This is a genomic window from Devosia ginsengisoli, from assembly GCF_024707105.1.
GTDB classification, from domain to species: Bacteria; Pseudomonadota; Alphaproteobacteria; order Rhizobiales; family Devosiaceae; genus Devosia; species Devosia ginsengisoli_A.
Genome location: NZ_JANQAJ010000006.1, coordinates 314,312 through 339,923 on the forward strand (window position 1 = coordinate 314,312; position 25,612 = coordinate 339,923).

Genomic DNA, 25,612 nt, shown 5'->3' on the forward strand with positions numbered 1-25,612 from the left:
GCCTACCGAAACGTAACGATCGGAGGCGATACTGTGCAGCAACGAACATTTGGCAAGCGAAACGCCATAAGGCCAACGAGCGGTTCTATCAATCCGCCTAGCTCAGCCCTACCCCAAACCGGGTTGTCATCCGTGCAAACCTGGCTGCTTGCCGGCGCGGCTTTTCTCGGCGCGACCGGCGTTGGCGCGTTCATGTTGATGGGTAGCGCCCCACCTACGCCCACACCAACTGTCAGCATTCCCGAAGACATGATTTGGGTAACCTCGCAACGATTGGCGCGCCACAGCTGCCCTTCCGTCGCCTGTGGTATTGTCGGCGAATTCTACTATCGCGAAGGCGTGCAGCCCCTGGAAACCCGGGACGGCTGGGTGCGGGTGTCGAAGTACTACTATGCGTCCTGCACGAATGGCCAAAGCGACTATGTCGATAGCGGGAACGCTCAATGCTCTCAAATCAACGGTATCGTCGATGGTCAATTCGCAGAATGGGTAGAGGCCTCAGGCCTTTCGGCGGAACGACCAGCGGACCCCGCCGAGGGCGCGACGGGTCTCGCAAAATCAATTGGGGGCTCTGACGATTTCAACCTCTACCGCCCCCTAATGCTTCAGGCCGCGCAGAAGCTGATCGATCTCAACGTCTGCACCGAAGCACAGCTAGCGGAGTGGGGCGGCTTCTTTGCCTCAGTGAACCTTAAGCCGCGCAAGGCGTATTTCGCTATCTGCGGCCAGGAAAGGTACTATGTCGATCTGACCACCATGGAGGTTTTTCAGTAGGTCTGTTTCAACGTAGGTCCCGGGTGCGCTACTGCGCGTGCGCGTTTCGATATGTCCTGTTCGGGGCCGGCGGCGGACGGGCGGCTTCTGGCTCTGTGACGCGGATAGCGGACGTTCGAACCAAGGGGAATCAGGTCTCGGATTGGCCCATGCGGGGCAGGCTGTCATGCCTTACCCCATCCTGAGCTTTAGGGCGGCGTCTCGAACGTCGAGTTCCTGTCCGGCAAGATCCGCTGGAGCGCTATCGAACAACCAGGCGACGGCTTTGGCCGGCACTTCCGGCTTGAGCAGGGTTTCGCGGGGAAGCTGGCTCACCGGGTTGAGCCCGGAGTCGCGAATTTTGCTCTGCATGCCGGTGTCGACCACGCCCGGCCGGAACCCGAACGCCAGGATGTTCTGCGCCCCATATTCATGGTGGATCGACTGCGTCAGCATGGCCAGGGCCGCTTTGGAGGTGCAATAGGCGCTCCAGCCCTCCATGGCATGACTGGCAGCGCCGCTACTGACGTTGACGACCACGCCGCCGGCAGACAGATACGGCAGCACGGCACGTACCCCGTGATAGGCACCAATCACGTTGATCTCGATCAACCGGCCCCAGGCCTTCGCATCGGTATCGGAGAGACGGGCAATGGGGTCGATGATGCCGGCATTGTTGACGAGCCCCGCTACCTTACCGTGCCAGCCAGCCATGGCTTCGACGGCGCGCGTTACCCCTGCGGCATCGGTGACATCGACCATCAGTGGCAACGCTGCCGCGCCCGCTTGCTGCAACCGGGCCGACACCGCCTCGGCATCTTCCGATTTACGGCAGCCGACACCGACTGCGAATCCGGCCTGCCCGACGGCAAATGCGATGGCCTCTCCAAGCCCCCGGCTTGCACCCAGGATCAGAACAGCGCCTTTGGCATTTTTCATAATCAAAACCTTAAATCATACCGGCAAGAACGCCGCCGGTGGCAAACATGGTCGATCCGGTCAGATAACTGGACCGGTCACTCAATAGATAAAGGCAGCTATCGGCCACTTCTTCGCTGGTGCCCGCGCGTCCCATGGGAATGACCGCCGCCCGCTCCGCCTCGATCATATCGACAGCCACGCCGCGTCGTTCTGCGAGATCCGCATTCAACGCCGCAGTCAGCGGCGTGTCGATGAGACCCGGGGCTACGACATTGACGCGGATGCCCAGCGGCTGCAGCAGCAGGGAAAGGGACGCCGCTAGGTTTCGCAATCCCGCTTTGCTTGCCGCATAAAGGGGGTGGCAGGGGAACCGCGCATACCCGCAATTGATCCAATGATGACGATGGACGCCCCCGGCTTCAGCCTCGGCAGCAGCAGACGCGTCAGGAAAAGGGGGGCCGTGAGATTGACGGCCAGCAAACTTGCAGCCTCGTCTTCGGTGATGCTTGCCCAGCCATCAGGATCGAGCATGCCGGCGGCAAATATCAGTCCATCGATATCATCGGAGATCCCGTTGGCGATGACCTCGCGGCCGGCCGACGTGCCGACATCGGCGATCAGCCAGGGCTGCCCCGACCAGTCGTCCGCCGGTGCCCGCCGATCCGTACCGATGACGCTGCTTCCGGCGGCTACGAGCTTTTGCGCTAGCGTGCCGCCTATCCCGCCTGCCGCGCCCGAAATCAGCACGCGTCGGGCAATTTTCATTTCGATGGATGCCATCAGGCTTCATCCTCGGCCGAAACGGTTATCGCCAATTCGGCGCCGGCCTTTTCGATATGTGCTCGCGCCGCTTCCCGCGCGCCCTGAGCATCTTCGCTTTCAATCGCAGCGATAATGGCGTTGTGTTCGCTTATGGTGTGTTCGGCACGACCAGGGATCAACTGGTAGCCAAGGCGATAGCGGGCCGAGCCGGTCCAGACATCTTCCAAAACTCGTGACAATTGCTCGCTGGCCGCCGCCTGCAGGATGCGGCGGTGAAAAGTCCAGTTGGCCGAACCCATGGCACTGAAATCCTGGTTGACGAACGCCTCGGAGAAATCGGCATTGATCGCATGCAGGTCCGCCGCCAGGTCAACCTCGTGAGCGCGGCAGGCCCTAAAGGCGGCCAAGCCTTCAAGTTCACACCGAATTTCAAACAGTTCCTTGGCGGCTTTGAGTGAGGGGCGGACCACACGCATGCCTTTGTGCGGTTCGCTGGCGAGCAGGTTTTCGCGCTCAAGACGCAGCAGGGCCTCGCGGACCGGCATATGCGACAGGCCAAGTTCATTTGACAGGTCTTGCAGCGTCATGCGCTGGCCGGGAGCATAGCTGCCATTGATGATCTGCTCGCGCAGATATTCATAGACCAGGTCGGCCTTCTTGCGGTGCAGGATTGGAGCGCCGGCCTGCTTGAGCAAATTGTCGTTCATAGGGCCTCAATTCCGCCGACTGGCGTCTTCCACACTATTGTCCCGCGTCATTGCAACGCCCGGTCGGCGTTCCGGCAGCCCGCTCAACCGTTCCAGCCAATCGGCCATTCCGGATTCCAGGGTGAACCGGGGAGTCCAGCCGAAATCGGCCTCGGCGCGTTCGAGTACGCAAGCGCCGCGTAGATGGCGTTGGGGATCGATCCCCGGAGCCTGGACGATATTCGCCCCCGGCACCAGGTCGCGGACCGCGTGGGCCAGATCGCGACGCAGACGCAACTCTCCACCGGTAACGTTATAGACCGAATGTGCCAATGCGGGCGCCAGCGCGGCGGCCACGAGCGCTTCGGCCAGATCGACCACATAGGTGAAATCGCAGGGATGATCGCCCCCAGCGGTCTCGATGACGGCCTCGCCGGCAACCACGCGAGGCAGGAAATATTCTCCGATCTGGTTGCCACGTCCGAACACGAATCCCGTACGAAACGAGGCGGCGTCGCTGCCATAGGTACGCCGATGCGCGGCGCACCAGGTTTCGCTCATCAGCTTGGTGCCATCATAGATGGTGAGGGGATCGGTCGGATCCGTTTCGCTGAGTGGCGCAAGGTCGGGCCTGTTGCCGTAAAGCGTGGCCGTGCTGACATTGATCAGCCGCGCCCCGCTCTCGCGGGCAGCCTCGAGCAGGTTCGCTGTCCCGACGACATTGACGTCCAGGGTGATGGACGGATCGACGCGCGAGCGTATCGGCCCGACCACGGCGGCACAGTGGATGATCGCCAGAGCGCCCTCGGCATAGCGGCGGCAGGCTTGCCTGTCGCGGATGTCAAAGCCGACCTGCTCGGCCCCCTTGATCCATATGCGGTCTTCCGGCCAGGCCATGTCGGCCATGCGTATCGAATGGCCCCGCGCCATGGCGGCTTCGGCCACATGCTGGGCAACCATGCCGGTGCCGCCGGTGACAAGTATGGTTCCCATCAGACGCCGAGCTCGACAGATGTTATCGGGGCATCCCCGGTGGGCTGCACGATATTGAGAAATACCAGCGGCATATCGCTGTGATTGGTCAGTCCATGCGGCACGGTGGGGGGCGTAACGACGATATCGCCCTCGCCCACATTAAACGACGCATCGCCGACCCGAACGGTGCCTGAGCCGGAAACGATGACCCAATTCTCGGCCTTGCCGGTATGCACATGCAGCGAAACCGACTGGCCCGGCGCAACCCGGTAACGCGAGATCACGGTTGGCGGAGTGGCGGCATTGACCCAGCGGATGGGAAGGCGCTCGGCTCCGCCATGCATCATGTTGGAATGAGTGGGCGATGTCATAGCGTGGAGGGTCCATAAATGAGGTTGGGAAGCCAAAGCGCGATGTCTGGCACAAAGATCAGCAGCAGCAGTATCAGCAGGAACCCACCCACATAGGGCAAGGCATCCCTTGCCACCGCTCCAAGTGGCGCCTTGGCGACGCGGCTCACCACGAACAGGGCAAGTCCGACGGGTGGCGTGAGCATGCCGATCATCATGTTGATGATCATGATGATGCCGAAATGAACGGGATCGATCCCGAGCGCCACTACCGCCGGAACGGCGACGGGGGTCACCAGGATCAGGATCGCCGCGGCATCGAGCACCATGCCCATGACCAGAAGGATCAAATTTATGATCAGCAGGAGCGCAATGGGCGACAATTCCATGTCGAGCACCGCGATGGTGATCTCCTGGGGTATGCGTTCACGCGCGAGAATCCACGCAAATACATTGGCGCTGGCAACGATCAGCAAGATGGCGCCAGTGGAGAGCGCCGTTTCGCGGAAGGCGTCTGCGATGCCCGCGCGCGATGTGCTGCGGTAGTAGAAGCCGGCCAGCACTAAGGCGTAGAGCGCGCCGACGGCCGCTACCTCGGTGGCCGTGAAAATACCGGTGCGCATACCGCCGAGCATAGCGAACGGCACGACGAGAACGGGAAGGGCGCGCCAGCCCGCCAACATGCGGGTGGAGAAGGAGGATTTAGGAAATACCGGGACATCGAGCACCCGGCCGCGCCAGCGGACGATGACCATCAGCACGCCGACCATGATCAGTCCTGGGATGACCCCGGCCATAAACATCCGGCCCACCGACACATCGGCTACGAAAGCATAGAGCACCGCAACCGTACTAGGAGGCAGCACCGGGCCGATAGTAGCCGAGGCGGCAGTGATAGAAGCCGCAAAGCTCGCCGAATAGCCCTTGGACTTCATCGCACGAATTTCCATGGTCCCCATACCCGCCGCATCGGCGAGTGCGGAGCCCGACATGCCCGAGAAGATCAGCGAATTGATGATGTTGACCTGTGCCAGGCCAACCCGCCAATGCCCCACCATGGTGACCGCGAAGTCATAGATGCGCGTGGTGACTCCACTGGCATTCATCATGTTACCCATCAGCAGGAACAACGGGATGGCGATGAGCGTGAAGCTGTCGAGGCCGAATGCGAGACGCTGCCCCACCATGCTTATGGGGACGCCTGCGATAATGATGCCAGCCAGCCCTACAATGATCAGGGAGGCCGCGACGGGGATGCCGGTGAACAACAGCCCCAGAAGGCCCACGATATAAAGTGCGCTCATGTCAGTGTCTTGATTTCCTGGGAGACTTCATTGCCCGCCAGTACACCGGCGCAGCGAATGAGGCTGTGAATGGCTGTCAGGACACCGCCCACGACCAGGGGCCAGGCCAAAAGCGAGGTCGGCCACCCGGTGGCGATAAGCGGCATGTTCGAGACAGCATCTGCCAGAGCCTTGCCCTGCAGAGCGATGAAGATGAACAGCGCCGCCAGGACCAGATCCTTGATGATGGCAAGGGCGCGTTGCAGGCCCTCGGGCATCAATAGCACGAACGTGTCCACGGCCATGTCGGCTCCACGGCGGGTGACCGCCGCGGAGCCAACGAAGGCAATCCAGATCATGAGCAGACGCGCCACTTCCTCGGGCCATATGAACGGCGCGTGGAACAGGTAGCGTGAGAAGATCTGCAGGTTCACCACCAGGGCAAGAACGACTACCAGAGTAATGCCGGTGGCATCCTCCAGCATTCCAAGCAGATCATCCAGCCGGCCAAATCTCTCGAGGATCGCCTTCATTTGTCCGTCAGCCGTGGTTGCGAATGAGGTCGTAGAGAGCAGCGTCACCGCCCCAGGTTTCGGCCAATGCCGGAATTGCCTCGGCCGCTGCTGCTTCCCACGCCCCTGGATCGCTCGGCGTGACAAATTGCACCCCGGCTGCGGTCAGCGCTTCCATGACTTGGGCCTCGTCGTCGGTGAAGGCTGAGGTGACAAACTCGGACGCCTCAAGAATGCCGGCCTCCAGCGCAGCCTGATCTTCGGGCGAGAGTTGGGACCACGACGCGTCGCTCATCAGGATTGGACCCGGCGCGGCGAAGGACCAGGCAATCAGGTTCACATAGGTGATGACTTCATTGAGCTTCTGCGCCAGCACCGTGTCGAGTGGCGCATCGGCGCCATCGACGATACCGCTTTCAAGGGCCTGGTACATTTCCGAGAAGGCGATGGGGGTCGGAACGGCGCCGAAAGCCTCGAACACCTGCGGATAGGGTGGCAGATCGGCAACACGAATCTTCTGTCCGGCCATCTTGTCGATGGTGTCATAGGGGGTGTTGCGCGAGACGACGTGGCGTGTGCCCCGATGAAACCAGCCGACGATCCGTACTCCCGAGGCTTCAAGGATACGCTGGCCCCAGTCCCTGCCGATATCGCCATAAACCACGCTCTGCCAATGGGCATTGTCGCGGAACAGGTAGGGTGCGTCGAGAATGGCCAACTCCTTGAGATGAACGCTGGCGCCGCCCGGCGAAGCCAGCACCATGTCGATGCCGCCGGTCCGGATGGCGACGTTCATGTCGCGCTCACTGCCCAGCTGTGCCGCCGGAAAGACCTGCAGTTCAACCCGCTGCTCCGTTGCTTCGCCGATGCTCCTTGCAGCCAGCTCGAGGCCGGTATGGAATTGATGGGTCGGGCCCAGCACGTGGCCGATGCGCAGAACGGTTGATTGCGCGAAGGCCCGTGTGATCGACGCCACACTGGCCGCTCCCAACGCGGACGCCCCCAAGGCCAAGGTCTGCCGTCGATTCAGAACTCTCGTCATTCGTCTTCCTCCAATGATGCTTGTTTGTTCGGCTTTTCTTGATTATTGATATTTGATCAAATCATGAGTTGGGGGCGATGGCAAGCCCTCTCATCAAGGAGCAGGACATGGTCAAACGAGTGGTTGTGACGGACAGCAACTTTGCAACATTGGAAGTCGAGCGGGCCGCCGCCGAACGCTGTGGCGCAAGCTTTGCGTCATACCAATGCAGTACGGAAGATGCGGTCGCAAAGGCACTTGCGGGTGCGGACGTGGGGGTAGTGCAATTCGCCCCGGTGAGTGCCGCAGCCATTGCCGGTATGGCGCCGGGGGCGCGTCTAATCCGCTATGGCGTGGGCTACGATAATATCGACATAGCCGCCGCGCGTCAGTCGGGGCGTGACCTGGCCTATGTGCCCGATTATTGCACAGACGAGGTAGCGGACCACACCGCAACTATGTCGCTTGCCCTGCTGCGGCGCCTGCCCGCCCTGGATGCCAGCGTGCGCCGCAGCGTGTGGAGTGTCCTCGAAGCGGCGCCGTCCATCCGCGCTTCGGGCGATGTCTTGGTCGGCTTTCTCGGGCTTGGACGCATCGGACGCGCCACGCTGTCCCGACTTGCGCCATTCGGGCTTCGTTTTGCCGTGCACGACCCGATGTTGTCTCAGGAGGATGTGGAGCAGCTCGGAGCCACCATGATGGACCGTAATACATTGATCGCCTCGGTCGACCTGCTGATCCTGCACCTCCCGCTAACGATCGACAGCCACCATGTCATCGACGCAGGGAGCCTAGCCGCCATGCGCCAGGGAAGCGCCATCGTCAACACCGCCCGCGGCGGACTGATCGACGAGGATGCCTTGGCCGTAGCACTTATCTCTGGCCGGATCGCCGGTGCGGCCCTCGATGTTTTCGAGACTGAGCCGCTTGGCGCGACCTCGCCGCTGCGCCAGGCACCCAATATCATCCTCACGCCTCACGCCGCCTGGTATTCCGACACGGCGGTCACGCGCCTGCAATCTCTGGTAGCCGACGAAATCGCCCGAGCCTTGAGCGGCGCACCGCCGCGCCGCCCCGTCCCCAACCATCAGTGAGCCAGAAATGCAGATCAATTCAGCCGCCACGGGCGCCTTCGTGCTCAAAGTCAAGCCAGGCATGGCAGACGAATATCGCCGGCGTCACGACGCGCTATGGCCCGAAATGCGCCAGGCGCTGCTCGATCAAGGCATTGTCTACTACGAGATTTACTTCCATGAAGACTCAGGGCTTTTGTTCGCCCACACCATCCGCTCGGCGGCCTATGACTTCACCTTGCCCGAAGCCCCGGCAATCACAAAATGGCGCGCGCATATGCGTGACATCATGGAGCATGAAGGCGAAGTGCCCTATCGTCGTGTGCTCAACCGGATTTTCCTGCTTGACGCACAGGCGGCGCCCGAGCGCCTGCTAGGACCCTAGCAGGCGCTCGAGATTGCCCCCAAGCACAGCGACAATTTCATCGTCATTGAACGGTCCATGGCGCCGCAGCAAAGAGAGCGCCTGGCCATATGTCATGTGCCGTCGCGATACCGGCCAATCTGATCCCCAGATCAGGCGCGACGGCCCGAAAGCGGCGCCAACAGCTTCCGGTATCCAGCGCAGTTCGGAATAGGGGAACTCTTGTTCGGCAGCTGCAACATTGCCCATGCCCGAATATTTCATCCAGATGTTGGGGCACGCCGCTGCAGCCAGCACCGGTTCGGCTGTTGTCAAATCCGTGGCGCTCCGTGGCCCCAGAAAGCCGAAGTGATGCAAGATGATGCGCAAAGACGGAAAACGTCGGGCCAGCGCTATGACGGCTGGCATCTGATGCGGCATAGCCGAAAGGCTGGCAATGAGGCCTGCTCGTTCCGCAAGCGCAAAAAAGGCGGTACCATCGTCGCTTGTCAGCCAGTCGCCACTCTCCTCGTCTGCAAGATAAAGAGTAAATCCCTTGAAGTCCCAGCGGCGTAGTGCCGTTTCGAGACGCAGCGCCGCGTCCGGCTTCCGGAAGTTGGGGGACCACTTGCATTCAAGATCTGGAAAAACAGTGAACCGCCCGGGATAGGCCGCTGTCATGGCAAAGGCGTAGTCGGCATTGCGGGGATTTGCTGCGAGGGACGCACATATTATGATCGCCTGCTCGACGCCAGCGCTGTCCATTTCAAACAGCAATTGCTCGGCGCGAGCACGACTGGTTGGATCCGGTACGGCCGGTTGGTAAGGCCAGTTCTCCCAGACATGGCAATGGCCATCGATAATCAAGCCAAGCCTCCCATCGGTCAACCGGTCTGCAGCGACATCCCACCGACGGTCTGGGCATGTCAATATTGTTCAGGTGTGTGATTGAGTTTAGACACGAGACTGCCGCCAGTTTTTTCACCCGCTGGAGGTGCGGCCGTCTCGATTATGTCTGTTTGGGGGCCGAAAGCGGAATGTCGGCTATTGGCAAGAGATCGACTCTAGCGGACGTTCGGCCCCGAGAAGAACAATGGCGAGTCCATCTCGTAGACCGCATCAACGCCACTGTGGATGTCTGCGATGTTCGGAAGATCGAGATCGACGCTCGCAAGGATGTCAATCTTGATCCAGTTGCTAGGGCTTCTGCTTATTTGTTAGCTCTCGGCTAATGCGCTCCACTTGGATCGGCAAGGTCGTCCCAACCGACGTTTTAGGCGTAGCGGCTATGCCCTCGGACGCGGGAGATACGTCGCTGTAGGGTCGGCTATCGCCGCCTCCATAGTCATCCGAGCTTCAGGCCAGTTCGGATTTTACCCGATCCAGCAGTCGCTGACGCCCGGCATTGAGATGATTGAGCGTCGCCAAGCGAGCCGCTTCGCCGTCTCCGGCTACAAATGCGTCATAAATGTCCTGATGCTCTCGCGTTCCATCGGCCGATGCTGCCGTACTGCCGTTGCGATGCAGGTATAGTCTCGACTGCACGATAATGGCTTGCAGATTGGCGTACGTACTAGAAAAAACCTGGTTTCCGGCGCTGGCGACCAGTACTTGGTGAAAGTTGTTGTCGGCGTTGAGGTAATGCCGATATTGCTTGTATTTCTGGCCGAGCGAATGCTCGCGCATGATCAAGACCATGCGCTCCATCTGAGCAATCACTGTTGAATCCTTCCGCTGGGCGCCCATGAAGGCACAATAAGGCTCGATCAGGAGGCGGTAGGCGAGCAGGTCCTCAAGATAGGACACGGACGGTTGGGGTGCGACCGTGTAACCGGAATATTGCGCTGAAACGACGAGTTGCTCTCCCTTGAGCTTCGCCAGGGCCTCGCGAATCGGTGATGAACTGACGCTGAGCTCGCGGGCAAGAGAGTCGATGTTGATCCGCATGTTGGGGGGATAGCGTCGATCAAGGATCCGTTCCTTTATTGCCTCGTAGGTTTGTTGGGAGAGCGACATGCGCACGATTGAGGGACCGCCGGCTCGTGGCCGCACCCCCGTTTCGTCAAAATCGTGCTCAGCTTCCCCATTCGGCATTGCGTTCTCCCTCTTTGCCCTCAGCCTGAGCCTACGATACCTGTGGTACCTGGGGGCCGAGAGCCGCGATCAGTTCTTTAAGCTGTGCATATTCCTCGCTTGCCAAAGAGGAAAGCGGTGGCCTTACCTTGCCTGCACTTCGGCCGACAATATCCACACCGGCCTTCACGATGCTTACCGCATAACCCGGCTGCTTGTCCCGGATTTGCCCGTAAGGCACCAGAAATTGCTCGACAAATTGTGACACGGCCTTCTCATCTCGGTGCTGCACGGCATTGTAGAACGACATGGCGCTGGCCGGGGCGAAATTGAATATGGCAGAGGAGTAGGTACGGATGCCAAGCCCGAAATAGGCGGTGGCGAAATTCTCGGCCGTCGGCATGCCATTGATGAACACGAGGCGATCCCCCAGGGACGACTTTGCGGCCTGCAGGCTGACGAGGTCGCCATGGCCGTCCTTGAGGCCGACAAAATTGGTCGCGCGCTCAGCAATATGGCGCATCGCCGCCGGGCTTAGCCGGCAATTGGCCCGGTTATAGACGATCACGCCGATGGAAACGGCAGCGCATACCGCCAGGATGTGTTCGGCAATGCCTGCCTGAGAAGCTTCCGTTAGATAGGGGGCAGCAGCAGCAGCCCGTCAGCACCGGCCTCTTCTGCATGGCGCGCATAGTCGATGGCCATTTTCGTGCCGAAGCCCACCGGGGCGATGACTGGAACGCCTGGCAACCGCGCCGCAATGGTTTCTGCCAGCAGGGCTCCATACTCGTCGCGGGTGATCGAGAAGAATTCGCCTGCCCCCGCCGCCGGCACCATGGCGCAGACGCCGAAGCCGGAATGCCAATCGAGTCGTTCGCGATAGCTGCGAAGATCCAGTTCATCGGCCGCCGAAAAGTCCGACAGTGGGAAAGCCATCAGGCCTGCACTCAAGCTTTGACGGAGTTCGGCAGGCGAAAAGCGGACGACCATGGTCCCGATCCTTGGGTAAATAAACCTGACTTAGGGCAAGCATTTCAAACGGGCTTAGTCAAGCGCGATATTTCGTGCACGATATTTCGTGCTTGACGCTATGTGTGCTGTTCCGGTATCGGATGGCGGAAAGGTTATAGGTGTCTCGTGCGGATCACAGCTCTAGAGACGATTCAGCTTGAATCGTTTCCCAACATCATCTGGCTGGAAGTCCATACCGATGAAGGTCTGGTCGGACTCGGCGAGACATTTCGCGGCGCCCATGCCGTGGCGGCCCATATCCACCACAGCACTGCCCCCTATCTGCTGGGCCAGGATCCGCTCGCCATCGACCGGCACAGCGCTGCATTGCTGGGCGGTCCGGTGGGCTTCATTGGCAATGGGGTCGAGACCCGGGCTGCTTCGGCAGTCGACATCGCGCTTTGGGACCTGTTCGGAAAAAGCACCGGCCTGCCGATACATCAATTGCTTGGCGGTGCGTCCCGCGATCGCATCCCGGTCTACAACACCTGTTCGGGCTATCGCTACAACAGCGCTGCCTGGAAACGGACCGTGGACATAAGCGACGCCCGGGAGGGTCCTTACGACGATCAGATCGGCTTCGTGACCGCCGCCGACGAGCTGGCGCTGAGCCTGCTCGATGAAGGCTACACAGCCATGAAGATCTGGCCGTTCGACGTGCATGCGGAGGTGACCGGCGGCTTGCACATTTCCGTCGAGCAAATTCGGGAGGGGCTCATACCCTTCGAGAAGATACGGAACGCCGTGGGCGATCGCATGGAGGTGATGGCCGAGTTCCACGGCATGTGGAGGCTGCCCGCTGCGCGCCAGATCGCCGCTGCCCTCCGCGACGTACGCCCCTATTGGTTGGAAGACCCGATCCGCATGACCAGCGTCAGCGAACTGGCGGAATATGCTGCGGCGACCGACATCAAGGTCTGCGCCAGTGAGACGATGGCGACCCGTACCGCGTTCCGTGACTTGCTCGAGTCGCGCGCCGCCTCGGTCGTCATGCTGGATCTGGGCTGGTGTGGCGGCCTGTCTGAAGCCCGCAAGATCGCCTCGGCTGCTGACACCTATCAGCGACCGATCGCACCCCACGACTGCACAGGTCCCATCGTTCTGGCCGCATCCATTCAGCTTGGGCTCAATGCGCCTAACACGCTCTACCAGGAGGTCGTTCGTGCCTATCTCGCCGGGTGGTACCGCGAGCTGGTGGAGGAACTGCCAAAGGTTTCGGGAGGCTATATCTCGCCCGTGGCAGGGCCCGGCCACGGCATGACCTTGCAAGCCGATCTCAAGAAGCGCCCCGATGCAATCGTGCGGCGAACCGACCTGACGGTTCTCTAGAAAATCTAGGAGGAGACGAGAATGCTTAGAACTCTAGCCTTGCCCATCGTAGCGGCCGCAGCGATTGCCGTGGTGCCCGTGCAGGCGGCGACCCAGCCCGATGCACTGGTCATCGGCATGGTGATGGACACGCTGACAACCTTCGATCCAGCCGATGTAAGCGCTCTGGAACCCAGCGAGGTCGTGGCCAATTTCTACGATCGACTCGTGGAAATAGCCCCCGCAGATTTGAGCCAGGTGCTTCCGTCCCTGGCCGAAAGCTGGGAGTACGATGGGGAGGGCCGGGTACTGACTTTCGAATTGCGATCGGACGCGACCTTCAGCGGCGGCGATCCTGTGCTGGCTGAGGATGTGGCCTGGTCGCTCCAGCGAGTGCTCAAGCTGGAAATGGTGGCTGCGGGCGAACTTCGCCAATGGGGCTTTACTGCCGACAATGCCGAGCAGTCCTTTGTCGCCGTGGACGAGGATACGTTCCAGGTGCATTTGCCTGAGGACATCGCTCCCGAGCTGTTCCTGGTGACCCTGGCCGGGACCGTCGGCAGCGTTCTGGATCGCGACGAAGTGTTGCGGCACGAGCAGAACGGCGACCTCGGCCGGAATTGGTTGATCTCAGCGGCCGCCGGATCGGGGCCATTCACGCTGACCGATTGGCGCCCAAACAATATACTGATCGCCACGCGCCGTGACGATTATTGGGGCGGCGCTCCTCAGATTCGGCGAGTCATGCTGCGGCATATTCCGGAGTCGGGGAGTCAGCGCCTGCAGCTGGAGGCGGGTGATCTTGACGTCGCCAAGGGTCTTAACACATCCGATTTGGGCGCACTTGCCAATAAGGACGATTTCACGATCGAGCGGGTCCAGGGCTTCGGCTTTTACGTCCTGGCGCTCAATCAGGAAGTGGAGGCGCTCGCCAACCCGCTGGTCCGCGAGGCGTTCCGCCACATGCTCGACTGGCCTGGTCTGGCCGGCAGTGTCATGCAGTTCTCCGGCATTCCGCATCAGAATGTCGTGCCGCAGGGCATGGTGGGCGCCAGCAATGCGCTGCCCTACGATTTCGACCTCGAACGAGCCCGAGAACTGTTGGCTGAGGCCGGTTACGCCGACGGTTTCTCCGTATCGGTCTATCCCTCCAGCGCCAGTTCGCCCTTCATGGAACTTGCTGAGTCCTTGCAGGCAACTGCCGCGCAGGTCGGCGTCAATGTCGAGATCGTCGCCGGCAATAATGCCGACAGGTTCCGCAATCGCGAAGACTACCAGATCTTCGTGGGCCGCACGACCAGCAAGCTGCCCGATCCGCTGGGAACACTGCAGACCCATGCCTCCAACCCGGACAATAGCGATGAATCGCGCAACACCAACCTCAATGCCTGGCGCGTGGCGTGGGATACCCCGGAGTTGACTGCCATGGTCGACGCCCTTCGCAAGCCCCTGGATCCGGAAAAGCGCCAGCAGCTGATCATCGATATCCGCGAGCTCTATGACGCGCAGTCACCGGCCATCATCCCCTTCTTCCAGCGCGTGGATGCCTTCGCCCGTAGCGCCAATGTGGAAGGCTATGTTGGCAGTCCGATTTGGGTGACACGTTGGGACACTGTTACCAAGCAGTAATAGAAATGCCCCGACCAATGGCCGGGGCATTACCCGAGGAGGGAAAATTGACTGATGACATCGGCGTGACCCCGGCCGGCTTAAGGAAATGGTCGCCTTCGGCGCTGAGGGCGGGTCGTGCGATCGGCGTATTGAGCAGCATCGCCCTGACCCTTATGGGTCTTCTCCTACTCACCTTCCTCCTCGCCCGCTTCCTTCCGGCGGATCCGGTCTATGCCATCATCGGCGACAATGCTGACCGCGATACCTATGAGCGCGTCTATCGCGAGCTTGGTCTGGACCAACCGGTCTACCAGCAGTTCTTCACCTATGCCCTAAAGGTCGTGACCGGCGATCTGGGCATGTCGCACATCACGGGCATGCCGGTGGTGCGGGACTTGCTGGAGGTCGTTCCCGCAACGCTCGAACTCGCGATTGTGGCTATCATCCTGGGCTCGGCCGCAGGCATACCGCTGGGCGTGCTGGCCGGAACCAACCAGAACAAGCCGATCGACCATGTCGTGCGGATCATCGGGCTGATCGGCTATTCCACACCCGCTTTCTGGGCGGGAATGGGCATTCTGATCATCTTTTATGCCCAGCTCGGCTGGATCGGGGGAGCCGGACGGCAGGACCCGTATTTTTTTGGCGAAGTGCCCACTGTTACCCGGCTCGTGACCGTGGACGCGCTCCTTGCCGGACGCGTGGATATCTTCCTGGATGCGCTTCGCTACCTCGTCGCGCCGGCCCTGATCCTGGCCTACAACGCCCTGGCCTATATAAGTCGAATGACGCGCAGCTTCATGCTTGAGCAGATGAACCAGGAATATGTGGTTACTGCCAAGGCCAAGGGACTTTCCCGGGGAAAGGTGATCTGGGCCCACGCCTTCGTGAATATCCGGGTGCAGCTGGTCACGATCGTCGCCCTGACCTTCGGTGCCATGCTTGAAGGCGCCGTGCTGGTGGAGACCGTCTTCGCTTGGCCCGGATTGGGGCAGTATCTGACGCGCGGCCTGATGTTTCGCGACATGAATGTCGTGCTCGGCTCGGTTCTGGTCATCGGCATCTTCTTCATCATTCTCAACATGCTGGCCGATTTCGCCTATCGCCAGCTCGACCCTCGTACCCGGTAATTGTCCATGCACGCTCTCACCAGGCAAGGCCTGAGGGCCTATCTCGATCCACAGAATGTACACTCCTCCCGGCAGGCTGCCGCGCAGGGACTGGTTCGGGGCGGAATACAGATTCTACGCAATCCTTCGGGGCTTATTGGCGCCGCCATTATTGTCTTGCTGGTGCTTGCCGCGATCCTGGCGCCCCTGCTGGCAACCCACAACCCTTATGCCCAGAATCTGCAGCAGGTGCTGCTGCCTCCCGGCGCCGACCATTGGTTCGGCACCGACAATCTCGGACGCGATATTTACAGCCGCATCGTCTATGGGGCGCGGGCAACGTTGACGATCGTCTGCATAGTTTCGGTTATCGTCGGACCTATCGGCATCATCATCGGAGCAACGGCGGGCTATTTTGGTGGCCTGGTCGATACCGTACTCATGCGGATTACGGATGTTTTCCTTTCCCTGCCCAGCCTGGTGTTGGCTCTGGCTTTTGCGGCGGCGCTTGGACCCGGCCTCGACAATGCCATCATCGCCATCTCCTTCGCAACATGGCCGCCGATCGCCCGCCTGGCCCGCGCGGAGGCAATGACCATCCGCAAATCAGATTATGTCGCCGCCGCCAGGATGATGCAGGCCTCCGACCTGCGTATCATTCTGCGCCAGATCATTCCGATGTGTACGCTCTCGGTCGTGGTCAGGCTGACGCTCAATATGGCGGGCGTTATCCTCGTTGCTGCCGGGCTCGGGTTTCTGGGCGTAGGCGCGCAGCCTCCGCTGCCCGAATGGGGCGCCATGATTGCGGTGGGCCGACAGTACATGCTCGATAGCTGGTGGACGGTGACCTTCCCCGGACTTGCCATCGTTGCGGTCAGCCTGGCGTTCAACCTGTTCGGCGACGCTCTCCGCGATACGCTCGATCCCAGGAGTGCCAGATGACTCTGCTGGACATTGAAAACCTGCGCGTGCGCTATCCCGATACGCATGGCTACTACGAAGCCGTTCGCGGCATCAGTTTCCGTCTCGGTTCGGAGCGCCTGGGACTGGTAGGGGAATCCGGCTCTGGCAAGTCCTCGGTAGGGCGCGCCATCATGCGCCTATTGCCCGACGGCGTTAAGATCGAGGCCGACCGCCTCGATCTCGAAGGTGAGGATATCCTTGCGGCTCCGGAAAAGCGCATGCTCTTTCTGCGCGGCAAGACCATGTCCATGATCCTCCAGGATCCACGCTTCTCTCTCAATCCGCTGGTGCCGGTGGGCAGGCAGATCATGGAAGTCTATCTCGAACATGTGAAGCGGGACGTCACGCAAGCGCGTGCGCGCGCACTGGAAATGCTGGCCCAAGTTCGCATCAACGATCCCGAGCGCACGTTCGATCTCTACCCGCACGAGATTTCGGGCGGCATGGGTCAGCGCGTCATGATCGCCATGATGCTGATTGCCGGTCCGCGTCTGGTCATCGCCGACGAACCCACTTCCGCGCTTGATGTCACCGTGCGCCGTTCGGTTCTCGAAATTCTCGATAAGCTTGTCACCGAGACCGGTGCGGGTCTGCTGCTCATCAGCCACGACCTGGCGGTCGTGTCCCAGTTCTGCGACCGTGTGCTCATCCTCTACAAGGGACGTATCGTGGAGGAGATCGATGCCCGCGATCTGGCGCGGGCCCGCCATCCATATACCCAGGCCCTCCTGGCCTCGATACCTGACATGCGCCATCCACGAAGCCATCTGCCCATGCTTGATCGCGACGCCATCGCCTGCCTGGATTCCACGCCATGACCCCCGCCATCGATATTGTCGATCTCACGGTGACTTTCGGCAGCCCGAGCAAGCCCGTCACTGTCGTAAAAGAAGTCAACATGCGTGTCGAACGGGGCGAATCGTTCGGCCTCGTGGGTGAATCCGGTTCGGGCAAATCCACGATTCTGCGGTGTATCGCCGGCCTCGCGCAAAACTGGACAGGCCGCATAACGCGCGCCACGGACGAGAAAGGCACCAGTCGCCCAGTGTTTTCCCGTAACGTGCAGATGGTATTCCAGGACCCCTATGCGTCACTGCACCCGCGCCTGACCGTTGAGCGCACCCTGATGGAACCCGTCCGTATCCATGGGCTGGACGATCCGGCCGCTCGCGTCGTCGCTGCGCTGGATGCGGTGGGCCTCGACAGACGTTTTCTCTATCGATATCCGCACCAGCTCTCCGGCGGGCAGAGACAGCGCGTTGCCATCGCTCGGGCGATGATCCTCGAACCCAGCATTCTGCTTCTTGATGAGCCCACTTCCGCTCTCGATGTTTCCGTACAGGCGGAGGTTCTCAATGTCCTCACGGCCCTGCGCAAGGAGCGTGCGCTCACCTATGTCTTGGTGAGTCACGATCTGGGCGTGATCACCCATATGTGCGAACGGGCGATAGTCTTGCGGGGCGGCCGGGTGGAGGAGCAATTGCGGCGGGATGACATCGTCGTGCAGAACAGCGGCAACGCTTACGTGCAACGGCTGATGGCGGATAGCATTCTGGCGTTCGACAGGGTCCCCTCGTAAGCTGGTCGCAACGATTGCGTATACTACGTCTGGTCTTGAGAGTAGAGCAGAAGCGGCAGAATGACGATAAAGGGATGGTCGCCCGCTGCGCTCATAACTGCCGGCCAAGTCGCCTAAAGTCAGACTTCAACGGTCTCGGATAGCGAGAGAAAGTCGTCGTCGATGTCCGTACCTAGGTATCGCGCAATTTTCTGAATCTTGCCGTAGCTAAGCAATATCCGGATGGCTCGCAGATTCCCTGTAGCCTTGCGAACGAGAGTCCCTTGGTTCGGTCTTCGACGGAAGACCGAGGGCCGTCACCGACCTATCGACGAGCCTCACAAATTGACGCTCCCTCGACGCTGGAGGCCAAGGAAAGAAACCATTATAGCGGGCCTGAGCGAAAGGTGCCGATCCCACTCTGGTTATTAGCTGGGCCATGCAGCAACGGCCGCTTTTTGAGAACTGGAATGGTTCGCTGAACGGCCGAAATGGGGCGCAAAGCGGTCGCCAGGATCGTCATGCCGAGTGAAATTTCGCATTGGCGGAGAACGCCAATTCGGTCGCCCGATCTGGTGCTACCTGTCGCCCCCCTGCTAACCACGGAGTCGAACGGACCGTGCCAGCGCTTTCCAACTAGCTTTATTCGACGAAATGGCGTTTGGAGAACGCGGGCGTGCGAGCATCGGTCGGTGGCTGCTTGGGGGCGTCTCCTGAAGATTTCAGGACCAAGTTGGAACGAATTGAAACGCGATTTCAGGAACTTAGAATCAATTCTGTTGGAGACCTAATTTCCATTGCATCTCAAGGAGATAATGGCGGAGAGAAAGGGATTCGAACCCTTGAGACGGTTCCCCGCCTACACACTTTCCAGGCGTGCGCCTTCGACCACTCGGCCACCTCTCCGCATCGCCTTATCCCCGGTTGGAAAACACCGGAGGGGCCGGAGGTGAAGCCGGCGCGAGCGAGGCGCAATATACTTATCAACGCTTCGGGCGCAAGGGATCACGACACCGGGATGACGATTGTTTTTGCATGAGGGGCTTGCCATCTTGTGAGTTGGCCGCCCGACATGGCACAAGAAAAACGTGCGCCGGGCGGAACGGGTAGGCCAGCCTCAACTTATCCCCGGTAAGCACAGGGAATGTGGATGCGGCTTATTCTCAGAATTGCGGGCACCTGGCTGATCGGCCTGGCGCTGGTTTTGCTTGTTATCGACGGCACCAAATCGCTGGGCGCCAATGCGCTCGTCTATACGAGCCTTGCCGATCTGTGGACGCAGGTCCATCCGCCCAGTCTTGCCGGTGTCGCGGCATTTTTCGAGAGCCGGTTCTTTGCCGACCTGCTCGATGCGGCGCTGAAGGCGGTGCTGGACTATCCGGCCTTTGCCGTGTTCGGTGTGCCGGGAATCCTGCTGGCCCTGGCCGGGCGCAAGCCGCGCCGCGAGCGCTATCTGCGGGCCGACCAGATCTGACGCGAGGCTGTAACCGCGAGAAGCCCCGTTGCGAATAAAGCGGTGAAAGGAAGCTAGCCATGTTCTTCACATCCAAGCCCACCACCATCCCCCTCCGCTGCCGAGGCCCTGCCGGGCCGCGCGGCGGAAATGCCCGTGGCCACTGACCATTTCGTCAATGGCGCGGCGCTGAAGGGCCCCTATCCCGATGGCGCCGAGACCGTCTATTTCGGCCTGGGCTGCTTCTGGGGCGCCGAGCGGTTGTTCTGGCAATTGCCGGGCGTGGTCGTCACAGCCGTCGGCTATCAGGGCGGCGCGACGCCCAATCCCAGCTATGAAGAAGTCTGTTCGGGTCGCACCGGCCATACCGAGGCGGTGAAGGTGGTCTATGACCCCGGCAAGATCAGCCTCGACACGCTGCTCAAGACCTTCTGGGAAGAGCATGACCCGACCCAGGGCATGCGGCAGGGCAATGACGTGGGCACGCAGTATCGCTCGGCCATCTACACCACGACGCCGGAACAGGCGGCCACGGTGGAAAAGAGCCGCGCGGCCTATCAACAGGCGCTGGACAGCCAGGGCCTGGGGCGGATCACCACGGAGATATCCCCGGCGAAAGAGTTCTACTACGCCGAGACTTATCACCAGCAATACCTGGCCAAGAATCCGAACGGCTATTGCGGCTTGCAGGGCACGGGCGTCTCCTGCCCGATCGGGCTGGGCGTCGCCGCGGCCTAGGAAAACAAAAGGCCGATCCGGTTCACCGGGTCGGCCTTATGGTTAACAGACTGTTAGCATTGAGCGTCACCACCTACCCTCCCATCATGACCCGGGCCGGCTTCGAAGCGTTCATCCTGACGCTGCCGAAGGCGACACTGGTGCGCCAGTGGCGCGACGACTCGGTCGCCAAGATCGGTGGCAAGGTATTTGCGCTGCTCGACCGCGATCCGGGCGAGGTGTGGCTCAAGGTTTCCGAGATGGCCTATGAACTGCTGACCGAACTCGATGGGGTGCGGCCGGCCCCTTATTTCGCGCGAGCGGGCTGGGTAGCGATCGGAGCCGAAAGCCCGCTGAGCGAGGACGAAGTGGAGGCCTATCTGCGCGAGGCCCATCGCATCGTGGCGGGGAAGCTGACGCGGAAGGTTCGGGCGGAACTGGGATTGTAGCCACACGCGCCGCTCCCCTTCTCCCCTCGTGGGAGAAGGTGCCCGAAGGGCGGATGAGGGGACCGGGCTATCCGCTGGCACTGAAGCATAGGCGAGCGCAGGCCCCCTCACCCGTAATTTCTTCTGAACGAAGAAATTACCCCCTCTCCCACAAGGGGCGAGGGTGATGACTGCGAGTTCGCCGTCTTATTCCGGCAAAACCCCGAAAACCTGCAAGGCCGCGCCGGGCAGGCTCACATCGTGCAGCCAGGCGGGCAGCTCGCCGCTGGCATAGAGATTGACGAAACTGTCTTCCGCGCGGTCGGGCAGGCCGCGCAATTCGGCCATGGCCGGGCAGAGCACGACGAGGCCGATGCCCCGCTCGATGAGAATGGCGCGGGCATCGGCAATGGGGTCGTTGAAGAAGCGGAACGTGTCGCGGACGCCCTGCTGGTTGCGGTGATAGGGCGCGGAGACGACTTCGTGCGGCGTATAGAGCAGGAGATGGGCGCCCAGATCGATCGGCGCCATGATCCGCTCGGGCGGGATGGCGGCGAGATCGGCAAAGGCTGACGAGACCAGGCAAGGCTCCTTGCTAGCTCGGGCTTCGGCGATCTGTTCGGGGCGGGTCGAGGTGAGGTTGGTCACCGCCGTCACCAGCAACAGCAGCGCCACGCCGGAAAAAGCGAGCCAGCTCAGCAGCAGGCCGGCCAGGGTGCGGAGGCGCGGGGTGGCCAGATAGCGATGGCGCGCCATGACGATGAGCCAGGCGGCGGCGGGAATGGCCGGCATGATGGCGAGGCGCCCGCCGCGCACCTGGGCCAGCATGACCACGGCGGTGCAGAGCGTGAAGACCAGCAAGGCCGCCCATTCGGCGCGCCCTTCCTTCACATCCCAGAGCCGCCAGGCGATGACGCCGGTGGCAAACAGAGCCGGCAGGCCGACGGCCACGGCATAGGCGGGCAGTTCGGTGATGGTGGCGAACCAGGGGCGGGCTTCGACGATGGCCGCGATCCAGTTGGCCTGGAGCCAGGGATCGATGGCGCCGTAGGGGCCTTTGAGACATTGCGGATAGAGCAGGGCCACCGCGCCGATGCCTGCCAGGGCGAGCACGCCGAGCAGGACGAAGCGCTGCCAGGCGGCGCGCGGCGGCGGCACGAGGCTGGCCAGGGTGAATACCGCGGCGACCACGATAGCGACGGCGACATAGACCGGAGACAGCACGTCGCAGGCCGCTTCGAGCCAGCGCGACGGCGGGCGGAAAATGGCCAGATGCACCATGGAGCCCAGGGCGAAGCTCAGGCCGAACAGCCGCATGGTGCGGCCGCGTGCCGGATCGACCACGAAAGCCAGCCCCATGACCAGAATGGCGGCGGCGATGGTGGGCAGGGATTCGGTGGCGATGGCCAGGGCCGTCGCGGCCAGCACGCCGCAGGCCATGGCGAAGCGGGGGCACCTGATAGCCTCGATGCCGGCCCAGATCATGGCCAGCGTCAGCAGGATGACGACATTGTGGTGGTCGACGCGGCCGGGGGTGAATTCGGCCGTGATGGCGGGGCTGAGCACCGGCAGGACCAAAGCCGGCAGCACGCCTTCGGGCCCGACAAGGCGCTGCGCCAGCCCGGCACTGAGCCAGAGCAGCAGTGCAAAGAGCAGCATGGGCCAGACATAGCCGGCCGCGACCAGCGCCATGTCGGCGCCCAGCAGCGGGGTGAAGACCAGCACCAGCAAAGCCAGCGGCAGATCGACCAGCCGCGACCAGTGCAGCTCGGCGCCGAAGGGCGTGTTGAGGCGGTGGGCCGTCAGGTCATACCAGGACTGGCCGGCCAGGAAATCGCGCACCATGACCATGCGCATGGCGTCATCGGTATCGGCGAAGAAGGGCAGGCCGGCGCGGGTGTAAAGCGTGCGCAGGACCAGCGTCGTCGCCGCCGCGGCAAAGACCAGGGCGACGAGGCGAAGATCGGGGCCGCGATGGGCGGGAGTAGCGGTCAACATACGGTCCTGCGCTGGGAGAGCGGCAGCATGAACCGGCGCGGTTAAGATGGGGTGGAGGTTCACTTGGATGTAGCTTCCCCCGCCCATGAGTGGAGCCACCCCTCGCCCCTTGTGGGAGAGGGTGGTTTTCCGCGTTCAGCGGAAAACCGGGTGAGGGGGCTGCGTCATCCCATGCTTCAATGCCAGTGGGTAACTCAGCGCCCCCTCATCCGCCCTTCGGGCACCTTCTCCCACGAGGGGAGAAGGGGAAGGCACTGAGATCGGCGCACCTTTTCGCTTCCCGCTTGACTCGTCGCTATAGTGTGCTACAAAACTAATACACTACATAGGCATCACACATGGATGATTTTCATACCAGCCAGCCGATCTTCGTGCAGATCCGGCAGCGGCTTACCGAGATGATCCTGCGCGGCTCGGTCGGAGAGGGCGAGGCTTTGCCCTCGGTTCGCCAGATCGCCGCCGATCTGTCGGTCAATCCGCTGACGGTCACCAAGGCCTTCGAAGCCCTGGTCGATATCGGCGTGGTCGAAAAACGCAGGGGATTGGGAATGTTCGTCAAGACCGGAGCGCGGGCCGAGCTGCTCGCACATGAACGCGACAAGTTTCTGAGGGAGGATTGGCCGCGCATCGCGGCCCAGATCAAGGCGCTCGATCTCGACCTCCAGACCCTGCTTTCCAGTTCCACTGCCACCAAGGTGCAGAAAAATGACTGAGCTTTCCACCGCCAACCTGAATGAGAGCATCGACCCCATTGTTTCGGCCCGCGGCCTGCGCAAGAGCTTCGGCCGCAAGGAAATCCTGCATGGGCTCGATTTCGATATTCCCCCCGGCCGCATCTATGGGCTGATCGGCCATAATGGCGCCGGCAAGACCACGACGCTCAACGCCATGCTGGGCCTGACCAATTGCGAAGGCACTATCCGCGTGCTGGGCGAAGACCCCTTTGCCCGGCGCGCCAAGCTGATGGAGAATGTCGCCTTCATCTCCGACGTCGCCAGCCTGCCGCGGTTCCTGCGGGTGCGCGAGCTGTTCGCTTTGCTCACCAACATCCACCCCAATTTTTCGCAGGAGAAGGCGCGCAGCTTCCTCGAAGGCACCGATATCCGCCCGGAGATGAAGATCAAGCACCTCTCCAAGGGCATGATCGCCCAGTTGCATCTGGCGGTGGTGATGGCCATCGACGCCAAGCTGCTGGTGCTGGACGAGCCGACGCTGGGGCTCGACATCACCTATCGCAAGCGCTTCTACCGGCGCCTGCTCGAAGACTACATGACCGAGGAGCGCACCCTGCTCATCACCACCCACCAGGTGGACGAGATCGAGTTCATGCTCTCCGACATCATGTTCATCCGCGATGGCGAACTGATCCTGCACATGCAGATGGAGACGGTGAACGACAAGTTCACGCAGGTGGTGGTCAACGATCCCGACAGCCAGGCCGCCGCGCGGGCGCATGGTCCGGTCTATGAGGAAACAAGGTTCGGCCAGACCGTGATGATCTTCGATGGTGTCGACCGCGCCGTGCTCGAACCCTTCGGCACGCTCTCGACACCGACGCTTTCCGACCTCTTCGTCGCCCTGATGCAGCGGCCGACGGCCAACCCGGAGACGGCCCAATGAAGGCTTTCATCGCTCTCGTCCATCGCGAGCTGATCGAGCATCGCGGGGCGTTCCTGCTCGGGCCGCTGCTGCTGGTGGCGGTGCTGTTCGGCGCCACCATCCTGGCCTTCACGGTCGGGCGGGTCGATGCGCGCTTTTCCGGCGCCATGCTCACCGTCGCGCCCCTGCGCATCTATGAACTGGGCTTTCTCGGCTTCGGCGTCGGCTGGTCCTTCTACCTGATGGCCACGCTGTTCTTCTACGCGGCCGACGGCTTTGCCGCCGACAAGCGCAACAATGCCATGCTGTTCTGGAAGTCCATGCCAGTCGGCGACTTCAAGGTGCTGCTCTCCAAGCTCACCGCCGCCATCACGCTGCTGCCCGGCACGGTCTATGCCGTGGCTTTGCTGAGCGGCGTGCTGCTCTATGGCGTGGCCTATGTCACCATGCTGATCAACGGCACCGGGACGGTGGCGGCGCTGGGCGGCATTGGCATGGTCTATGTGAATGTGGCGCTGGCGATCCTGGTCAGTTTCGCGGTCGGGCTCATCTGGTACCTGCCCTATATCGCGCTGGTCGGGGGCCTCGCCACCGCCATCGGCCGCTGGGCCATTCCGGTCTCGCTGGTGCTGCCCACCATCGTGGCCACACTGGAATGGGTGACCCTGGGAGGCCTGCATCCCTTCACCACCCGCACCTGGGACTATCTGGGCTACCGCTCCACCTTCCCGCTGATCGAGGACGGCTATATCGATGCCTGGTTCGTCGGCACCGAACCGTTCAATGCGCTGCTCTACACCACCGACCTGCTGGGTCGGGTCGACTGGACCCAGGTCGGCATTGGCGTGGTCTTCTCGCTGGCGATGATCTATCTGGGGAGTGAGTATCGGCGGCGGAGCAATGATAATTGAGTTAGCGTCCCATGCACTGCGCCCACCCTCCCCCTTGTGGGGAGGGCAGCGGCGCTAGGCCCGCAGGGCCGTAGCAAAGCTGGGTGGGGGTGTCGGCGGCGCCGCAGACATCCAGTTCGCGGGGGCCTCGACACCCCCACCCTGCTCGATCACGGACTTAGCAAACGCTAAGTCCTATCTCGCTTCCCTCCCCA

Annotated in this window: 24 protein-coding genes, 1 tRNA gene and 3 pseudogenes; 15 read left to right on the forward strand and 13 right to left on the reverse strand. The window is 61.6% G+C overall.

Features of this window, described 5'->3' with window-relative positions:
* Positions 1–132 precede the first annotated feature (132 nt).
* Positions 133–774, forward strand: coding sequence for a hypothetical protein (locus NVV79_RS05190; protein ID WP_303986910.1), 642 nt, complete (start codon positions 133–135; stop codon positions 772–774).
* A gap of 171 nt (positions 775–945) precedes the next feature.
* On the opposite strand, the gene NVV79_RS05195 is transcribed toward NVV79_RS05190, so the two are convergent.
* The 8 genes and pseudogenes from NVV79_RS05195 to NVV79_RS05235 all read right to left on the reverse strand — a co-directional run bounded on the left by NVV79_RS05195 (position 946) and on the right by NVV79_RS05235 (position 7,218).
* Positions 946–1,692 carry an SDR family oxidoreductase gene (locus tag NVV79_RS05195; RefSeq protein WP_303986912.1) on the reverse strand — a complete coding sequence of 249 codons (747 nt, stop codon included), beginning with the start codon at positions 1,690–1,692 and terminating at the stop codon, positions 946–948.
* Between the two features lie 10 nt (positions 1,693–1,702).
* Positions 1,703–2,454, reverse strand: a pseudogene (locus NVV79_RS22525) (SDR family NAD(P)-dependent oxidoreductase).
* Positions 2,454–3,143: a GntR family transcriptional regulator gene (locus tag NVV79_RS05210; RefSeq protein ID WP_303986918.1), complete on the reverse strand. Its 690-nt coding sequence runs from the start codon at positions 3,141–3,143 to the stop codon at positions 2,454–2,456. The pseudogene NVV79_RS22525 and the gene NVV79_RS05210 overlap by 1 nt, the downstream one beginning before the upstream one ends.
* Positions 3,144–3,149: 6 nt before the next feature.
* On the reverse strand, positions 3,150–4,115 hold the full coding sequence (locus tag NVV79_RS05215) for an NAD(P)-dependent oxidoreductase (RefSeq protein WP_303986920.1): 966 nt from the start codon (positions 4,113–4,115) through the stop codon (positions 3,150–3,152).
* Entirely contained in the window at positions 4,115–4,468 is a 354-nt protein-coding gene (locus tag NVV79_RS05220) for a cupin domain-containing protein (RefSeq protein ID WP_303986921.1), read from the reverse strand. The genes NVV79_RS05215 and NVV79_RS05220 overlap by 1 nt, the downstream gene beginning before the upstream one ends.
* Positions 4,465–5,751: a TRAP transporter large permease gene (locus NVV79_RS05225; protein WP_303986923.1), complete on the reverse strand. Its 1,287-nt coding sequence runs from the start codon at positions 5,749–5,751 to the stop codon at positions 4,465–4,467. Before NVV79_RS05225 ends, NVV79_RS05220 begins: the two co-directional genes overlap by 4 nt.
* Positions 5,748–6,263 (reverse strand): TRAP transporter small permease, encoded by a 516-nt coding sequence (locus NVV79_RS05230; RefSeq protein ID WP_303986925.1) that lies wholly within the window; start codon positions 6,261–6,263, stop codon positions 5,748–5,750. The genes NVV79_RS05225 and NVV79_RS05230 overlap by 4 nt, the downstream gene beginning before the upstream one ends.
* A gap of 7 nt (positions 6,264–6,270) precedes the next feature.
* Positions 6,271–7,218: a TRAP transporter substrate-binding protein gene (locus NVV79_RS05235; protein WP_303986927.1), complete on the reverse strand. Its 948-nt coding sequence runs from the start codon at positions 7,216–7,218 to the stop codon at positions 6,271–6,273.
* 173 nt (positions 7,219–7,391) lie between these two features.
* On the opposite strand from NVV79_RS05235, the gene NVV79_RS05240 reads away from it, so the two are divergent.
* Positions 7,392–8,357 (forward strand): C-terminal binding protein, encoded by a 966-nt coding sequence (locus NVV79_RS05240; RefSeq protein WP_303986928.1) that lies wholly within the window; start codon positions 7,392–7,394, stop codon positions 8,355–8,357.
* Positions 8,358–8,364: 7 nt separating this feature from the next.
* On the forward strand, positions 8,365–8,721 hold the full coding sequence (locus tag NVV79_RS05245; RefSeq protein WP_303986930.1) for an L-rhamnose mutarotase: 357 nt from the start codon (positions 8,365–8,367) through the stop codon (positions 8,719–8,721).
* On the opposite strand, the gene NVV79_RS05250 is transcribed toward NVV79_RS05245, so the two are convergent.
* From NVV79_RS05250 to NVV79_RS22530, 3 genes and pseudogenes are all read right to left on the reverse strand, one after another.
* Entirely contained in the window at positions 8,710–9,546 is an 837-nt protein-coding gene (locus NVV79_RS05250; RefSeq protein WP_303986931.1) for an amidohydrolase, read from the reverse strand. The two genes, NVV79_RS05245 and NVV79_RS05250, sit on opposite strands and share 12 nt — an antisense overlap.
* Before the next feature lie 489 nt (positions 9,547–10,035).
* On the reverse strand, positions 10,036–10,773 hold the full coding sequence (locus NVV79_RS05255) for a GntR family transcriptional regulator (RefSeq protein ID WP_303986933.1): 738 nt from the start codon (positions 10,771–10,773) through the stop codon (positions 10,036–10,038).
* Between the two features lie 31 nt (positions 10,774–10,804).
* Positions 10,805–11,742, reverse strand: a pseudogene (locus NVV79_RS22530) (5-dehydro-4-deoxyglucarate dehydratase).
* Between the two features lie 147 nt (positions 11,743–11,889).
* On the opposite strand from NVV79_RS22530, the gene NVV79_RS05270 reads away from it, so the two are divergent.
* Genes NVV79_RS05270 through NVV79_RS05295 form a run of 6 tightly spaced genes read left to right on the forward strand, consistent with a single transcriptional unit; the run spans position 11,890 to position 18,333 of the window.
* Complete coding sequence (locus NVV79_RS05270; protein ID WP_303986936.1) at positions 11,890–13,092, forward strand: mandelate racemase/muconate lactonizing enzyme family protein; 1,203 nt, start codon at positions 11,890–11,892, stop codon at positions 13,090–13,092.
* Positions 13,093–13,113: 21 nt separating this feature from the next.
* Entirely contained in the window at positions 13,114–14,700 is a 1,587-nt protein-coding gene (locus NVV79_RS05275) for an ABC transporter substrate-binding protein (RefSeq protein WP_303986938.1), read from the forward strand.
* Between the two features lie 17 nt (positions 14,701–14,717).
* Positions 14,718–15,812, forward strand: a complete 1,095-nt coding sequence (locus tag NVV79_RS05280) for an ABC transporter permease (protein WP_303986940.1) — start codon at positions 14,718–14,720, stop codon at positions 15,810–15,812.
* Between the two features lie 6 nt (positions 15,813–15,818).
* Positions 15,819–16,733: an ABC transporter permease gene (locus tag NVV79_RS05285; RefSeq protein ID WP_303986942.1), complete on the forward strand. Its 915-nt coding sequence runs from the start codon at positions 15,819–15,821 to the stop codon at positions 16,731–16,733.
* Positions 16,730–17,572 carry an ABC transporter ATP-binding protein gene (locus NVV79_RS05290; protein WP_303986944.1) on the forward strand — a complete coding sequence of 281 codons (843 nt, stop codon included), beginning with the start codon at positions 16,730–16,732 and terminating at the stop codon, positions 17,570–17,572. The genes NVV79_RS05285 and NVV79_RS05290 overlap by 4 nt, the downstream gene beginning before the upstream one ends.
* Entirely contained in the window at positions 17,569–18,333 is a 765-nt protein-coding gene (locus tag NVV79_RS05295; protein WP_303986945.1) for an ABC transporter ATP-binding protein, read from the forward strand. Before NVV79_RS05290 ends, NVV79_RS05295 begins: the two co-directional genes overlap by 4 nt.
* A gap of 795 nt (positions 18,334–19,128) precedes the next feature.
* On the opposite strand, the gene NVV79_RS05300 is transcribed toward NVV79_RS05295, so the two are convergent.
* Positions 19,129–19,218, reverse strand: a tRNA-Ser gene (locus NVV79_RS05300).
* Between the two features lie 244 nt (positions 19,219–19,462).
* Here NVV79_RS05300 and NVV79_RS05305 point away from each other — a divergent pair.
* The 3 genes and pseudogenes from NVV79_RS05305 (at position 19,463) to NVV79_RS05315 (ending at position 20,931) form a co-directional block, all read left to right on the forward strand.
* A complete protein-coding gene (locus tag NVV79_RS05305) occupies positions 19,463–19,786 on the forward strand; it encodes a hypothetical protein (RefSeq protein WP_303986947.1) in 324 nt (107 codons plus the stop codon).
* A gap of 59 nt (positions 19,787–19,845) precedes the next feature.
* A pseudogene (msrA, locus tag NVV79_RS05310) lies at positions 19,846–20,503 on the forward strand (peptide-methionine (S)-S-oxide reductase MsrA).
* A gap of 59 nt (positions 20,504–20,562) precedes the next feature.
* The gene (locus NVV79_RS05315; protein WP_303986948.1) at positions 20,563–20,931 is read left to right on the forward strand and encodes an MmcQ/YjbR family DNA-binding protein; all 369 of its coding nucleotides are present in this window, start codon (positions 20,563–20,565) and stop codon (positions 20,929–20,931) included.
* A gap of 186 nt (positions 20,932–21,117) precedes the next feature.
* On the opposite strand, the gene NVV79_RS05320 is transcribed toward NVV79_RS05315, so the two are convergent.
* Positions 21,118–22,908, reverse strand: coding sequence for a hypothetical protein (locus NVV79_RS05320; RefSeq protein WP_303986949.1), 1,791 nt, complete (start codon positions 22,906–22,908; stop codon positions 21,118–21,120).
* Positions 22,909–23,246: 338 nt separating this feature from the next.
* On the opposite strand from NVV79_RS05320, the gene NVV79_RS05325 reads away from it, so the two are divergent.
* The 3 genes from NVV79_RS05325 to NVV79_RS05335 are packed head-to-tail and all read left to right on the forward strand — an operon-like array spanning position 23,247 to position 25,418.
* The gene (locus tag NVV79_RS05325; protein ID WP_303986951.1) at positions 23,247–23,621 is read left to right on the forward strand and encodes a GntR family transcriptional regulator; all 375 of its coding nucleotides are present in this window, start codon (positions 23,247–23,249) and stop codon (positions 23,619–23,621) included.
* Entirely contained in the window at positions 23,614–24,528 is a 915-nt protein-coding gene (locus NVV79_RS05330; protein ID WP_303986954.1) for an ABC transporter ATP-binding protein, read from the forward strand. Before NVV79_RS05325 ends, NVV79_RS05330 begins: the two co-directional genes overlap by 8 nt.
* Positions 24,525–25,418, forward strand: a complete 894-nt coding sequence (locus NVV79_RS05335) for a hypothetical protein (protein ID WP_303986955.1) — start codon at positions 24,525–24,527, stop codon at positions 25,416–25,418. The genes NVV79_RS05330 and NVV79_RS05335 overlap by 4 nt, the downstream gene beginning before the upstream one ends.
* Positions 25,419–25,612: the final 194 nt, after the last annotated feature.